The sequence below is a fragment of the Chitinophaga sancti genome, assembly GCF_034087045.1.
Taxonomy (GTDB): Bacteria; Bacteroidota; Bacteroidia; order Chitinophagales; family Chitinophagaceae; genus Chitinophaga; species Chitinophaga sancti_B.
Genome location: NZ_CP139247.1, coordinates 3,402,041 through 3,416,291 on the forward strand (window position 1 = coordinate 3,402,041; position 14,251 = coordinate 3,416,291).

General features: G+C 45.2%; 14 protein-coding genes. 9 read left to right on the forward strand and 5 right to left on the reverse strand.

What is annotated here, in order from left to right; genetic code table 11:
- The first annotated feature begins 50 nt into the window (after positions 1-50).
- A complete protein-coding gene (locus SIO70_RS14140) occupies positions 51-1,241 on the forward strand; it encodes a hypothetical protein (RefSeq protein WP_320581506.1) in 1,191 nt (396 codons plus the stop codon).
- 36 nt (positions 1,242-1,277) lie between these two features.
- Here the strand turns inward: SIO70_RS14140 and SIO70_RS14145 are convergent, their stop codons facing one another.
- Genes SIO70_RS14145 through SIO70_RS14160 form a run of 4 tightly spaced genes read right to left on the reverse strand, consistent with a single transcriptional unit; the run spans position 1,278 to position 5,319 of the window.
- Positions 1,278-1,727, reverse strand: coding sequence for a hydrogenase maturation protease (locus SIO70_RS14145; RefSeq protein ID WP_320581507.1), 450 nt, complete (start codon positions 1,725-1,727; stop codon positions 1,278-1,280).
- The gene (cybH, locus tag SIO70_RS14150; RefSeq protein WP_320581508.1) at positions 1,714-2,457 is read right to left on the reverse strand and encodes a Ni/Fe-hydrogenase, b-type cytochrome subunit; all 744 of its coding nucleotides are present in this window, start codon (positions 2,455-2,457) and stop codon (positions 1,714-1,716) included. Before cybH ends, SIO70_RS14145 begins: the two co-directional genes overlap by 14 nt.
- 10 nt (positions 2,458-2,467) lie before the next feature.
- Positions 2,468-4,192, reverse strand: a complete 1,725-nt coding sequence (locus tag SIO70_RS14155) for a nickel-dependent hydrogenase large subunit (protein ID WP_320581509.1) — start codon at positions 4,190-4,192, stop codon at positions 2,468-2,470.
- Between the two features lie 14 nt (positions 4,193-4,206).
- Positions 4,207-5,319, reverse strand: coding sequence for a hydrogenase small subunit (locus SIO70_RS14160; RefSeq protein WP_320581510.1), 1,113 nt, complete (start codon positions 5,317-5,319; stop codon positions 4,207-4,209).
- A 134-nt stretch (positions 5,320-5,453) separates the two neighbouring features.
- On the opposite strand from SIO70_RS14160, the gene SIO70_RS14165 reads away from it, so the two are divergent.
- The 7 genes from SIO70_RS14165 (at position 5,454) to hypE (ending at position 11,288) form a co-directional block, all read left to right on the forward strand.
- Positions 5,454-5,648: a hypothetical protein gene (locus SIO70_RS14165; RefSeq protein ID WP_320581511.1), complete on the forward strand. Its 195-nt coding sequence runs from the start codon at positions 5,454-5,456 to the stop codon at positions 5,646-5,648.
- Complete coding sequence (locus SIO70_RS14170) at positions 5,641-5,973, forward strand: hydrogenase maturation nickel metallochaperone HypA (protein WP_320581512.1); 333 nt, start codon at positions 5,641-5,643, stop codon at positions 5,971-5,973. Before SIO70_RS14165 ends, SIO70_RS14170 begins: the two co-directional genes overlap by 8 nt.
- Positions 5,974-5,983: 10 nt before the next feature.
- Positions 5,984-6,694 carry a hydrogenase nickel incorporation protein HypB gene (gene hypB, locus SIO70_RS14175; protein ID WP_320581513.1) on the forward strand — a complete coding sequence of 237 codons (711 nt, stop codon included), beginning with the start codon at positions 5,984-5,986 and terminating at the stop codon, positions 6,692-6,694.
- The gene (gene hypF, locus SIO70_RS14180) at positions 6,670-8,847 is read left to right on the forward strand and encodes a carbamoyltransferase HypF (protein WP_320581514.1); all 2,178 of its coding nucleotides are present in this window, start codon (positions 6,670-6,672) and stop codon (positions 8,845-8,847) included. Before hypB ends, hypF begins: the two co-directional genes overlap by 25 nt.
- Before the next feature lie 2 nt (positions 8,848-8,849).
- On the forward strand, positions 8,850-9,095 hold the full coding sequence (locus tag SIO70_RS14185; protein ID WP_320581515.1) for a HypC/HybG/HupF family hydrogenase formation chaperone: 246 nt from the start codon (positions 8,850-8,852) through the stop codon (positions 9,093-9,095).
- A gap of 67 nt (positions 9,096-9,162) precedes the next feature.
- Positions 9,163-10,257 carry a hydrogenase formation protein HypD gene (gene hypD / locus SIO70_RS14190; RefSeq protein ID WP_320581516.1) on the forward strand — a complete coding sequence of 365 codons (1,095 nt, stop codon included), beginning with the start codon at positions 9,163-9,165 and terminating at the stop codon, positions 10,255-10,257.
- Positions 10,248-11,288 (forward strand): hydrogenase expression/formation protein HypE, encoded by a 1,041-nt coding sequence (gene hypE / locus SIO70_RS14195; protein WP_320581517.1) that lies wholly within the window; start codon positions 10,248-10,250, stop codon positions 11,286-11,288. The genes hypD and hypE overlap by 10 nt, the downstream gene beginning before the upstream one ends.
- A gap of 616 nt (positions 11,289-11,904) precedes the next feature.
- Here hypE and SIO70_RS14200 read toward each other — a convergent pair.
- Positions 11,905-12,834, reverse strand: a complete 930-nt coding sequence (locus tag SIO70_RS14200) for an AraC family transcriptional regulator (RefSeq protein ID WP_320581518.1) — start codon at positions 12,832-12,834, stop codon at positions 11,905-11,907.
- A 90-nt stretch (positions 12,835-12,924) separates the two neighbouring features.
- Here SIO70_RS14200 and SIO70_RS14205 point away from each other — a divergent pair, with 90 nt between their 5' ends.
- Positions 12,925-14,022, forward strand: a complete 1,098-nt coding sequence (locus SIO70_RS14205; RefSeq protein WP_320581519.1) for an NAD(P)/FAD-dependent oxidoreductase — start codon at positions 12,925-12,927, stop codon at positions 14,020-14,022.
- Positions 14,023-14,251 lie beyond the last annotated feature (229 nt).

Here is a 14,251-nt window from a genome sequence, read left to right on the forward strand (position 1 = left end):
TAAAAGGAGTGTAAACCCAATCTTCACATTTTACTTTTTAATCTTCTATTATGAGATCATTTTTACTGGTTTTATTCCTTACCTGTTCTTTGGTATTGTCAGTGCATGCGCAGTATTATGAGGATATTTGTTCCTTTTCTATTAATCAGACACCTACCTATGGGGCAAAGATTAAAACAAATATTCCCTTTACAAACAGCTCTGCTATGCCAACACTAATTATAGAGGGATTTGATTATTCAACAAGTTCCCCCTTGAATCTGACGCTGACATGGTACGTTTTTAATAACGTCTTTTATAAGAGTTCTGTTGCTACGGCAGGTGGATCAAATCCTCCCATTACGTTGGCAAACGAGAATGGGAAAATTTCAATATTCCTGGATTACAAAAGTTATTATCTGCGTTTCCATGTACGGGCTTTTGCGAAAGGGCTGACTGCAGAGACAGCGGAAAATTTTTCAAACTGGACGGTTGTTGACTCTGCGTTGATAACGGACGCAAGTCCGGTGACGACTGTCAGTTACAGGAATAACTATGCTGGTACGGTGTACTTGCCGGATAGCATTACTGCTACCAGTGCGGGCAAATTTGGAGTAGGTACCCTGAATCCAAGGGCCTCACTGGATGTGGCCACAACGTTGCCTGATACGGTGACCTCGGTATTAGGAAGGCTGGCTCCGGGCAATACGGTGGCAGATGGTACGTATCTTGGCGTGAAATCATATAGTGCTTCGGGGACTAACATACCAATGTTTGGTTTGATCAGTAAATATGCAGCATTTTTGAATAGTGGGATTATCTTTAATAAAGGTAGTAATACGATTGGGGGGTATCTAACTTTCCTGACAAATGATGGTACGGAACAGATGCGGTTGGATAAGAATGGAAATCTGCTGATCGGTACTACAATAACGGGAAACTTTAAACTCGCAGTAGCAGGTACCATTGGTGCAAAGAAACTCCAAATTACACAATCCGGTTGGGCAGACTATGTATTCAATCCCGGTTACAAACTACCTTCATTAGCAGAAGTAGAAGCCCATATCCAGGCAAATCACAGATTACCTGAAATCCCCTCAGAGAAAGAAATTTCAGAAAAAGGACTGGACGTCGCCGAAATGCAGAAATTACAAATGCAAAAGATAGAAGAGCTGACTTTGTACCTGATTGAAGAACACAAAGCGAATCTTAAATTACAACAGGAAGTAGCAGAATTGAAAAGGAAAATAGAAAATAAATAAAAACAAAAGCCGGTCAAAACATTGACCGGCTTTTTACTAAACAACACTTCTTATCTCCTCTAACAACAAAGGTATGCACCCCTCAATCTCCTCCGTCAACTCCATCCCCTGCTGTTGTATACTTTCAATACTCACCACAAACAAATACAACTCCGGCATCTTACCCAACAACTGCAACGCACTCACCAAATCCTTCAACCCAATATCATGCGCACTGATCTCCGGCGGAAAATCACTCGCATACTTTGGCTGAATACACCTGATCGTTCCCGGCTTCAACCCATCCAAAGTCGCATCCACCAATATCACCCTTTCATATTGCTCAAAATATTCCAGCAAATGAAACCCACCGGTTCCACCATCAATTACATCAATCCCCGGAATATCCTGCGATATCTCTAACCGTTGTGCCACATGCACACCGATGCCTTCATCCCCCATCAGATAATTCCCAACTCCTAATAATAATGTCTTACTTTTTCTCATCTGTTAACATGCTTCTGTCAGGAGCTGTTTGTTTATCTTTCTGAAATGCTTCTTCTTCAATAAATTTCCATCCACCCACCATACTACTCGTCTCACCACGTCCTTCCACATAATCATGATAAAATACCAGGTACACATGTATCACCACAAACAATATAAAGAACCACATGGTCCAGTGATGAATCTGTCTTACCATAATATCTCCACCCAGAATAGCCGGTACCCATGAAAATAATTTAGGGAACCACCAGTTACTCATAGACGCATACAACCCAAAGCCGGTGAGTGATTGAATACCAAAAGCAATGAAAGTAAAGAAGTAAATAAGCCCCGCCAGTGCATTGTGTCCCACACTCAGGTGCTCTTTTCCTTTGAGTTGTAAGATGTCGATCTTCAACACCTGCCAGATCTCTTTAAAGAAGAACTTTCCCGTAGGGATAAACTGCTTCCAGTTAGCATACTTATTACCCACAAAACCCCAGTACAAACGGAAGATAAAGTTGAAGAAGAAAACATAGGCTGCAATGAAATGGATAGCTCGCATCCATCCCATTACAAACCGGTTCGACGCCTCCTGGTGACTACTGATCACCAGTGGATTGGAAATGTAAAAGCCGGTGACGATGAGCGCCACCATTACCAATGCATTGAGCCAATGGTACAGTCGTACCGGCAATTCCCATGTATACACACGTCTGAGCCGGTGTATATGGACATATTTCTTAGCCATAAGTTCGCATTTATGCTTCTAATACACTCACCCTGTTGATATGATTACCATGTTCATCATACAGGTGCACGGCACATGCCAGGCATGGATCAAATGAATGCACCGTACGCAGTATTTCCAGCGGTTGCTTTTCATCTGCCACCGGTGTACCCACCAATGCAGATTCATAAGCAGAAAGCTGGCCTTTGCTGTCGCGTGGAGATGCATTCCAGGTAGTAGGTACTACAAGCTGGTAGTTGGAGATCTTTTTATCTTCGATATTGATCCAGTGGGCGAGTGCACCACGTGGTGCTTCGGCATGTCCTACACCAATGGCTTTCTTTGGCCAGGTATCCGGGTTGAACATGTCCATATTCGCCATACGGGTATCTCCTTTTTTGATATTATCTACCAGTTGATAGTAGAAGTCCAATGCCCACTGAGACACCAGTGAAGCTTCAAAACCTCTTGCAGCTGTACGACCTAAAGTAGAGATGAGTGCAGTAGCAGGAATATCCAGTGTTTTCAAAGCTCTGTCTACAACATCTTTAAATTCTTCGCGACCTCTGGCATAGCCTACCAGCACACGTGCCAGCGGGCCTACTTCCATAGCATGTCCCTGCCAGCGGGGTGTTTTTAAATAGCTATAGGCCTGAGTCATATCCAGGTGTTCGAACGGTGGCTTAGGACCTGTGTACCTGATCTTGCTTTCTCCTTTCCATGGATGCAACCCAATATCTTTTCCCCCTTTGTATTCGTACCAGCTATGTGTTATAAATTCCTGTACATCGCCATCGTTGCGTAAATCTACCTCATAGAGTTTGCTGAGGTCTTTGTTTAAAATCACACCAGGAGGGAACTTGTAAGAGGATACATCGCGATAGCCATTCCATGGCAGATCGCCATACACCATAAAGTTGCCCAGACCGCCACCGATGCTGCCCCATTCCTTATAATAAGAAGCAATGGTCATCAGGTCAGGAATATATACCTGTTCGATGAACGTTTTGGCTTCATCTAAAATTCTTTTTACTAATGACAACCGTTCTGCATTGATACCGCTTACATCGTCCATACCGATGGCGCAGGCCATACCCCCTACGAGGTAGTTAGGGTGTGGGTTCTTACCACCAAATACGGCCTGTACTTTCACCACTTCTTTCTGCCATTCCAGTGCTTCGAGATAGTGAGCCAGACCAATCAGATTTACTTCGGGAGGTAGTTTGTAAGCGGGGTGACCCCAATACCCATTGGAGAAAATACCCAACTGGCCACTGTCTACAAGTTTTTTAATTCTCTTTTGCAAGTCACTAAAATAACCTGGAGAGCTTTTAGGCCATTTGGATATTTTCTGCGCAAGAGCAGATGTCTGTTGCGGATCAGCTTTGAGCGCATTCACAACATCAATCCAGTCCATGGCATGGAGGTGATAGAAATGGACTACGTGATCATGCATAAAAGACGTGCAATACATAATATTGCGTACCAGTTCAGCGTTGGGCGGGACGGTGATATTCAAAGCGTCTTCTACAGATCTTACGGAGGTGAGCGAGTGTACAGAAGTGCACACACCGCATACACGGCCTACAATAGCCCATGCATCGCGGGGATCACGGTTCCGGAGTATTTCTTCCAGCAGGCGCACCATGGTACCGCTACTGTAAGCATCTTTTATTTTCCCATTTTCAATTTCTGCTTCTATACGAAGGTGTCCTTCAATCCTAGTGACAGGATCTACGACAATTCTTTTATTCATAATGGTGGAATTTCTCAGTGATCCAATTCTTTTTCTTCTTTTCTGCCTTCATCTTCCAACATATGGATGTTGTCTTTTTTGCGGATGTTCGTCATCACAGCATGTCCCAATACACCGGCTGCGGTAGCTCCGAGAGCGATGCCGCCTACCACATCGGCAGTGGCTTCGATACCAAAGCCAGCAAATGCAGAAGCGCGCTCGTACAAGCGTCCGTTGTCCCAGTAGTTTTCTTCACTACATCCTATACATCCATGGCCTGACTGGATAGGGAAGCTGGTACCTCCATTCCATTTCGTGACACCACAGGCATTGTAAGTAACCGGACCTTTACATCCTACCTTATATAAACAGTATCCTTTCTTTGCGTTTTCGTCGTCAAAACTTTCCACGTACAATCCGGCATCGAAGAATGGTCTGCGATAGCAGGTATCATGAATGCGTTTGCTATAGAAAGCTTTTGGTCTGCCCAAAGCATCCAGTTGAGGAATACGGTCGAAGGTGACGAGGTGAACGATCACCCCGGCCATTACCTCGCCGATTGGCGGACAGCCAGGTACCTTAATAATAGGTTTCCCTTTCACGAGTTTGTGAATAGGGGTGGCAGCGGTTGGGTTCGGCTTTGCAGCCTGTACACAACCATTGCATGCACAGCTACCCCAGGCAATCACTGCCTTGGCGCCGGCTGCGGCTTCTTCCAGGATCTGCATGGAGGTTTTACCCCCTATCATACAGTATACACCATCAGCTTCTACAGGCACACTACCTTCCACACAAAGGATGTATTCTCCTTTATATTTGGTCATGGTATTGTGCATCGCTTCTTCCGCCTGGAAACCGGACGCGGCCATCAGGGTTTCTGTGTAGTCAAGCGATATCTGGTCCAGGAGAATATCGGCAACAATAGGGTGGGAGGACCGGATAAAGCTTTCGCTGCAACAGGTACATTCCTGGAAATGTAACCATATCACCGGTATTCTGGGCTTGCTGGCCATCGATTGAGCGATTTGGCCGACTGCAGACCGTTCCAACCCCATGAAGGCTGCCATCATAGTGGCAAATTTCATGAAGTCACGCCGGCTGTAGCCCTTGTTTTTCATTTCGTCGTAATACGTTAAAGGCTGGCTCATGAGCTTATGTTTATCGTCATTGAAGTTACCGCAAACGGCAGGGGCCGGAGATGACAACCATCAGAAATAAGACTGATCCTAGTTACCCTTTTTGCGGCAATTCAATCTTTACTTTGAGGGTACAAACGAGCCCAATGAAAAGATCACTAATACTCTCAATCATTTTATTGCCACTTATGGCGTCGGCACATCCCGGTCATGGAACGACTGAAGGCTTTACAATCATCCACTACTTTACAGAATGGAACCATGCTATGTTTACATGGCCGGTGATACTGCTGACTGTCGGATTAATAATAAGAGCAAAGAGAAACACGGGGAATGCATGAGTTGTCCATAGTAATGGGCATCATTGATGTAGTCTCGGAATATGCACAGGGGGCACCCGTCAAAGAGGTAACACTGGATATTGGTTGCCTCACGACGATCGAGCTATTTGCTTTTGATATGGCATGGAAACAGGCGATCAAAGGTACACTACTTGAAAGCGCTACGCTGGACATAAACCGGATCGAAGGAAAGGCCGTGTGCCTGGAGTGTGGGGAGGAATTTGCTATTAATGAAGTATATGATGCCTGTACAGGATGCGGAAGTCACCTGATACAAATTGCACAGGGAAAGGAATTGAAGGTACGTTCATTGATCATTTATTAAATTGAAAGTTATGTGCGCTACTTGTGGATGCGATACACATACACATACTCATACACATTCTCATGCTCATGATGAAAAACATATAGCTGTAGAGAAGGACGTCTTATATGAGAATAACTTATTGGCGGCAAGGAATCGTGGTTTTTTCGATGCAAAGAACATACTCGCGATCAATCTGGTCAGCTCACCGGGGTCAGGAAAGACGACATTATTAGAAAGGACATTGACGGACCTGAAAGAACAAGTGAGTTTTAGCGTAATTGAAGGAGATCAGCAAACTACCCGTGATGCTGACCGGATACATGCCACAGGAACCAAAGTAGTTCAGATCAATACTGGTAAAGGTTGTCATCTGGATGCGCATATGGTAATGCATGCCTTACAGGGAATGCATCCGCATGATAATGGTGTATTATTTATAGAGAATGTGGGCAACCTGGTTTGCCCTGCGATGTTCGATCTGGGAGAGAAAGAAAGAGTTGTCGTGATGAGTGTAACAGAGGGTGATGACAAGCCGTTGAAATATCCGGATATGTTTCATACATCTCATCTGTGCATAATTAATAAAATAGATTTATTGCCCTATGTCCCTTTTTCTCTTGACAAGGCAATTGCCAATGCAAAGCGGATTAATCCAAAACTGGAAGTGATTACGCTGAGTTGTACATCAGGAGAGGGACTGGATAAATGGTATCAATGGCTGGAATCAAAAAAATCGTGAACTCGTATCATATCCATATCAGCGGTCGTGTACAGGGAGTTGGCTTCCGACCATTCGTGGCCCGGGTAGCAAAAGACCTGCATATACTGGGAGCGGTAAGCAATAGTCCGGATGGGGTCCATATTGCATTCAACGCCTCGGCAGGAGAAGCAGCTCATTTTTATAACACTATTATTTCGCAACCTCCCGTACATGCCCTGATTACCCATCACCATATGCGACCAGCGCCATTGTTTCCCTTTACTACCTTCACGATTTTGCCTGGTACAGCTGCTTCAGCTACCAGTCTTTTACTGACGCCGGATATTGCACTTTGCGATACCTGCAGGCAGGAACTGAATAATAGTTCTAACCGGCGTTATCAATATGCATTTACTACCTGTACAAATTGTGGTCCACGGTATTCGATCATACGGGCGTTGCCTTATGAACGTGAGCATACCAGTATGTCGCACTTACAGCAGTGCGATGATTGCAATGAAGAATACCTGAATAGTGCTGACAGGCGTTTCCATAGCGAAACGAATTCCTGTCCTGAATGTGGTGTGCCTGTATCAGGGCCCTCATTACAGGAAGTAGATGATTGCCTGCGCAAAGGCGGCATTGTCGCGGTGAAAGGGATCGGCGGCTATTTGCTGCTGTGCGATGTGTCGCAATCGTCGGTAATGCGTGCTAAGAAAAACAGACCACAAAAACCTTTTGCAGTATTATATCCATCACTTGAGCGGGCTGCAGAAGATGTATACCTCACTGCGCAGGAGTCGCTTGAATTATTAGGACCTGTAGCGCCAGTGGTATTGTGTAAGCTCAAAAAGCCCGCTGAGGGCTTAGCGCCGGGACTGGACAGATTAGGTGTGATATTACCTTATTCACCTTTATTACAATTAATTTCATCGAAATATGGGAAACCACTCATTGCCACAAGTGCAAATGGTCATGGTGTGCCTATTATTTACAAAGATGAGGATGCGGTTGGAATAGCAGACCTGGTCCTGAGCTTTGACAGAGAAATTGTATTTCCACAGGATGATAGTGTGATCTGCTTTACATCGAAAGGGCGCCGTATCATCCTGAGAGGAGGACGGGGCCTGGCTCCAGTGTATTTACACAAGCATAGCAGAGATGGCGTTCTCGCCATGGGGGCGGAATTAAAGAGCACATTTGCATTGACCGGCGAAGACTACTGGCTGATCAGTCAGTACCTGGGTAGCCATGGTACACTGGAAACAGAAGAGCGATTTGAAGAGACATTAAAGAACTTATTACAACTATTACATAAACGACCAGTACAGATCCTGACGGATATGCATCCAGGCTATTTTGTTTCCAGACTGGGCAAACAAATGGCTGAGGCATCCGGCGCTACACTGACGACAATACAGCATCACAAAGCGCATTTTGGAGCTGTACTGGCAGAAAATAACCTGTTACAGCAACGGCATCCTGTGTTGGGCATTATATGGGATGGTGCCGGTTATGGTGAAGATGAACAGATATGGGGTGGGGAAGTTTTTGTATATAAAGAAGGCCAGATGAAGCGGGTGGGACACCTTGATTATTTTCCTCAGTTAATGGGAGACAAAATGAACAAAGAACCACGGTTGTCGGCATTGGCTTTATTACAAAACTTCCCCGGACGGCACGGCATAATCAGGCATTATTTTACTGACCAGGAATGGCGGTATTATCATCAGTTGCTACACGGGCATATAGCGTTAAAGACCAGTAGTATGGGGCGTTTGCTGGATGGAGTGGCGGCGATACTGGGCGTAACAGGTATCAATACATATGAAGGAGAAGCCGTGATGAAGATGGAAGCGGGTATTGGTGATGTAGTAACGCATACTTATTATGACATGCCGATTCATGGAGAAGTGATACAGTGGCGACCTTTGATACTGGGTGTGATGGATGATATGGAGGGAGGCATGGATAAGCGGGAGATTGCTTATAAAGTATATTACTCTTTAGCACATTTAGTAACGAAATTGAAAAGACATTTTCAGACAGAGAAGGTGGCGTTTAGTGGCGGGGTATTTCAGAGTCCTTTGTTATCAGGGATGATGCAGGGACACTTTCACAGGATGCTCTCCCCAAATGATGAATGTATAGCAGCCGGACAACTGGCTTGCTTTAGTATACAAAACGATTAATTATGTGTCTGGCTATACCGGGAAAAGTCATCGCCATTCATGAAGGAGAAGATGCATTGTTCAGAAAAGGCAAAGTCTCTTTCAGTGGCATAACAAGAGAAGTGAGTCTTTGTATGGTGCCGGAAGCGGCGCTGGGTGACTATGTGTTGGTGCATGTGGGAGTGGCTATTGGAGTGGTGAATGAGGAAGAGGCGAAGGAGATCTTCTCGTATTTGGAGCAGATGGGAGATTTGGAGGAGTTATTGTGAGATAGATCTTTTTATTTCCTGTAAAGAAGTAAGTCGGTAAATACATTTGTGATCTGAAGGAATTGTTATGAAATACATCAGTGAATATCGCGATCCACAGCTGGTAAAAAAATATCTGCATGAATTGTACCGTGTCACAACACGGCCATGGACACTGATGGAAATCTGTGGAGGACAAACGCATAGTCTGGTGAAGAATGGTCTGCTCGATATGTTGCCGCCCCAGATCAATATGGTGCATGGTCCGGGTTGTCCGGTATGTGTAACGAGTGTAAGCGTACTGGATGAGGCATTGTGGCTGGCACAGCTACCGGATGTGATCTTTTGTTCATTTGGAGATATGTTGAGAGTGCCGGGATCATCGCAGAGTTTACTGCATGCAAAGGCAGCGGGGGCAGATGTCCGGATCTTGTATTCTCCTTTAGAGGCGGTGCAGCTGGCAATTGATAACCCTTCAAAGGAAGTGGTGTTTTTTGCAGTAGGTTTTGAAACGACAGCACCTGCGAATGCGCTTTCAGTAGTGCAGGCAGCGGCAAGGGGTGTTGCTAATTATAGCATCCTCTCTTCGCATGTATTGGTGCCGCCTGCGATGGAAGCGATATTAGGTGATCCATCTAATGTAATAGATGGTTTTCTGGCCGCAGGACATGTATGTACCATTATGGGTACAACAGCGTACGATCCGATTGCATTGAAATATAAAGTACCTATTGTAGTGACAGGGTTTGAACCGGCAGATTTGCTGCAGGGGATATTGATGACGGTATCACAGTTGGAGAAAGGTACATACAAAGTAGAAAATCAGTATGCACGCATGGTGGCCCGTGAAGGAAATGCGATGGCGATGAAGGCGATCCATGAAGTGTTTGATGTAAGCAATAGAATGTGGAGAGGGATAGGAGACATTCCAGATAGTGGGTATGAAGTGAAGGACGCTTACAAACAGTATAATGCAAGGTTAAAGTTTAATATACACTTGCCTGTAAGAAAGGAAGACCCTGATTGTATTAGTGGTGATATAATGCGGGGACATAAAAAACCGGTTCAATGTCCTGCCTTTGGAGGCAGGTGCAGACCAGAGCATCCTTTAGGGGCGCCGATGGTGAGCAGCGAGGGGGCATGTGCCGCTTATTACCAATATAAAAGTTCAGTATGCAGTTAACTTGTCCTTTACCTTCTTCTGGTGTTGGTGAAATCATTACCCTGGGTCATGGTAGTGGTGGATTGATGACACATCAGTTGTTACAAACAGAGGTGTTTGATTTATTACAAAATGACTGGCTGGATCAGCAGCATGATGGGGCTACTTTTTCATTGAATGGAAAGGTGGCTTTTAGTACAGATAGTTATGTAGTGTCTCCTTTATTTTTCCCTGGTGGGAATATTGGGGATCTGGCTATCAATGGTACGGTCAATGATCTGGCGATGTGTGGGGCGATGGCGCGGTATCTGTCATTGTCATTTATCATCGAAGAGGGGTTGGAGATCTCTTTATTCAGAGAGGTGTTGCAGCATATTAAGGCGGCAGCACAGGCAGCGGGAGTGGCGATAGTGACAGGCGATACGAAGGTGGTGGAGAGAGGAAAGGGAGATCAGTTGTTTGTAAATACATCGGGCATTGGACATATACATCCGAGGGCGGCTATTCATCATAACAGGATTGTGCCGGGTGATGTGGTGATCGTGAGTGGGGAGATTGCGACGCATGGGATGGCGATTATGAGTGTAAGGAAGGGATTGGAGTTTGAGACGGAGGTGTGTAGTGATACAAGGCCATTGCATGAGATGGTGGGAAAGTTGTTGGATTGTTTTGGCGAGCAGATAAAGTTTTTGCGGGATCCGACAAGGGGTGGATTGGCGTCAGTGTTGAATGAAATGACAGAGGCGACGAAGCTGGGCGTGATGATGAATGAGGATAGTTTGCCAGTGAATGAGCAGGTGGCGGCGGCTTGTGAGATGTTGGGGTTGGATCCGTTGTATGTGGCGAATGAGGGGATCATGGTAGCGATCGTAAGTGAGGCGGTGGCGCCCACATTGTTGGGGGTATTGAGAGGGATGAAGGGAGGAGAGCAGGCGGCGATCATTGGAACGGTGACGAAGGAACATGCGGGGAAGGTGGTGTTGCAGAGTAGGATAGGTGGGCATAGGGTGGTGAATTTTTTGCCGGGTGAGCAGTTGCCGAGGATTTGCTAGGGGAGAGTAGGTGAGGTTCGCGTGATGGAGTTTTGCTGATGAAGGAGTTGCTGGGGAGGTTTTAGCGTTGATTTTTTTATCAGGGATTTGCTGTGTAGAAATATAAAATGAAAATTTAGTAGTCTCCATCCTGAAGGATGCATTTGCCCAGTTTAAATTGGCAGGCATTCATTGGGATGGAGTAGTTTTTTGTAATAAAGCTTGAAAGTCTTCGACGCGAAATCCTTCATCTGTGTAGAATTTCCATCTGACTATATTTTCTGTGGAGATAGTCAGTTCATAGCGGTAGGTTTTTTTCGAAGGATTTTTCCTTGATAAACGCGTATGCATGTATAGGTTAAACTGGCAGTTACTGATGGGAAAGGATTCGTGTTTTTTTCTGAACGTCTGAAAGTATTTTACAGTTAAGGTATTGTCGGTTATTACTATGGAGGTAGCAAATCGGTGTTTTAATACCACCAGCCAGAGTATAATGCCAAATCCCGGAATAAGCGCAACCCACCTGAATTTATGCATGTGGAAAGCGATGAGGATGAAGATAATGGTAAAGCCTATCGTAAAGAGGTATAGGTCTATAAATTTGTTCGAAGATTTAATTTGCATAGGCGTTTTTATTTTAGTTCGTGTAGGAGTATTTCTTGGGTTTCATCCCTATATGTTTTTCAAACAATCTTGTAAAGTGGCTGAGATTACTAAATCCTAATTTGTACCCCGTTTCCGACACTGATAGTTGTTGTTCTTTAATCAGGTACGCAGCTTCCTTCATTCTCAGCGCCTGGTAATAATTGTAGATACTATCCCCAAAGATCTGTTTAAATAACCGTTGGATCTTACTTTCACTCATACCGGCTTGTAGTGCCAGTGCTTTGACATCGGGTGTAATACTCAGGTCTTTTATAATTTCATTTCTTACACGATAAATGATTTTTACATCTTCTCCATTCAGTGCGTAAGAAGTGGTGTGTTGCCGTTTTTGTAAATCTACAAAGAAAAGGTATATCAACTCTTCAGCTTTGAGGCGGAGGTAGAAATTTAATAATGCTGCAGGCGCCTGGGGAGTAATAATGTGGGCAGCTACATTTTGAATCTCAGGAGAAATGATCTCTTCATAGAGGTATGAGGGTTGTTGTAAGAGAGAATGATTATTTAGCAATTCCTTCAGTAGTTCCCCTTCGATAGAGATCATGATGGTAGTGATGAGGGTATTGGCGGGAAAAATGACTTCCATGGGAAGGTTGGGAGATGGTAGCTGAACGGCGGGGAGGAGGCGGATGTCTCCTTTGCGGGGTTGGGTGTTATGGAAGGCGAGGGTGAGGGTATCGGGTGATTCTCCCATACGGCTTCTTCTATAAACCAGTTCTTCTTTGAGTTCGTAATGATGGAGCATCATACGGAGGTTGGGGCCGAAGTCAAAGCCTTTCATATAACCATTGCCCAGGGAAGGAGGGAGCACGATATGGCCTTTGGCTATGATAGTGCTGCCGGTAGCTTTCACAAAGGCGCGCAGGGCGCCAATGCGTTCATGAGAATTGAATTCGAAGATCATTTCTGACTGATTAGGACTATTTTTTGCTTAAAAGTAGCTATTTTATGCGGATGCCGTTACAGAACTTTGTCTTGTCAAAAACGAAATTCTATGAAAAAAATAGCCATTGTAGGTGGAGGCCCTGGAGGATTGACGCTAGCGCGTCTATTGCAGGTAAAGGGTGTCTCGTCAGTAAAAGTATATGAGAGAGATATCAATAAGGATGCGAGGGTGCAGGGTGCGACCTTAGACTTGCATGAAGAGTCAGGTCTGGCGGCATTGCGTGAGGCTGGGTTAATACCGGCGTTTATGGCGAATTATCGTCCGGGGGCTGATAAGATCAGGATATTGGATAAGGATGCGAATATCATAGTGGACGAGCATGCAGGGGAGAAAGAGGAAAACAGGCCGGAGATAGACAGGGGGCCTTTGCGAAAGATCCTCCTCGAATCACTGGCTGATGATACGGTGGTATGGGATAGTCAGTTTGCAGATATGGAGAGAAGTGGAGCCGGGTGGTTACTGCGATTTAAGAATGGTACGACGGCGTATGCGGATATTGTGGTGGGTGCTGATGGGGCGAATTCTAAAATAAGGCCGTTTTTAACCCCGATAAAGCCGTTTTTCGTTGGGATGACAGCGGTAGAAGGAAGTGTGTATGATGCCTCTGAAAAAGTGCCTGAAATGGTTGAATTGGTGAAGGGAGGGAAGTTGTTCATCTTTGGGGATAGTAAGACGCTGATCGTAAGTGCGAAGGGAGATGGGACGTTGTCTTTTTATGCAGGGTTTCAATCTGCGGCGGATTGGGGGATACATGGTACTCTGTTGGATTGGTTTAAGGCTGAGTACAAAGGATGGGCGCCTATATATGAAAGTTTGATTGCGAATGTGTCAGGAGGTGTGATACCAAGGCCGCAATATTGTATGCCATTGGACCAGGATTGGGAGGCGCAGGCTAATTTGACAATGTTGGGGGATGCGGCGCATTTGATGCCTCCTTATGCAGGAGAGGGAGTGAATATGGCGATGCTGGATGCGTTGGAGTTGAGTCGTTGTTTGACGGAAGGGAAGGATATGCTTGCGGCGATTGCGAAGTATGAGAGAGCGATGAGGGAGCGGGCGTCGGCTACAGCAGCGATGACGTTGGAGCAGACGGAGGTGTTGCATGGGCCGGATGCGATGCAGCATATGTTGGCGCTAGTGTCATAAATTTATTCTTCTCAATACAAGCCCCCAGAAGCTTTCGGGATTGTCGACAGCACTGGGGTCTTCTTGTTTTATATAAGTTTCAAGGTTTTTTCTGAAGGATAACGGATTTGAACTAGTATAATAGGAAGAAGGAATAGCGCACTTAAGAACCAGTTTACACGGATAGCCCATTTTTTTCCTATCCATAATAAAAAAGGGAAGGTAAAAATAACTAAACCTAGTGTGACGA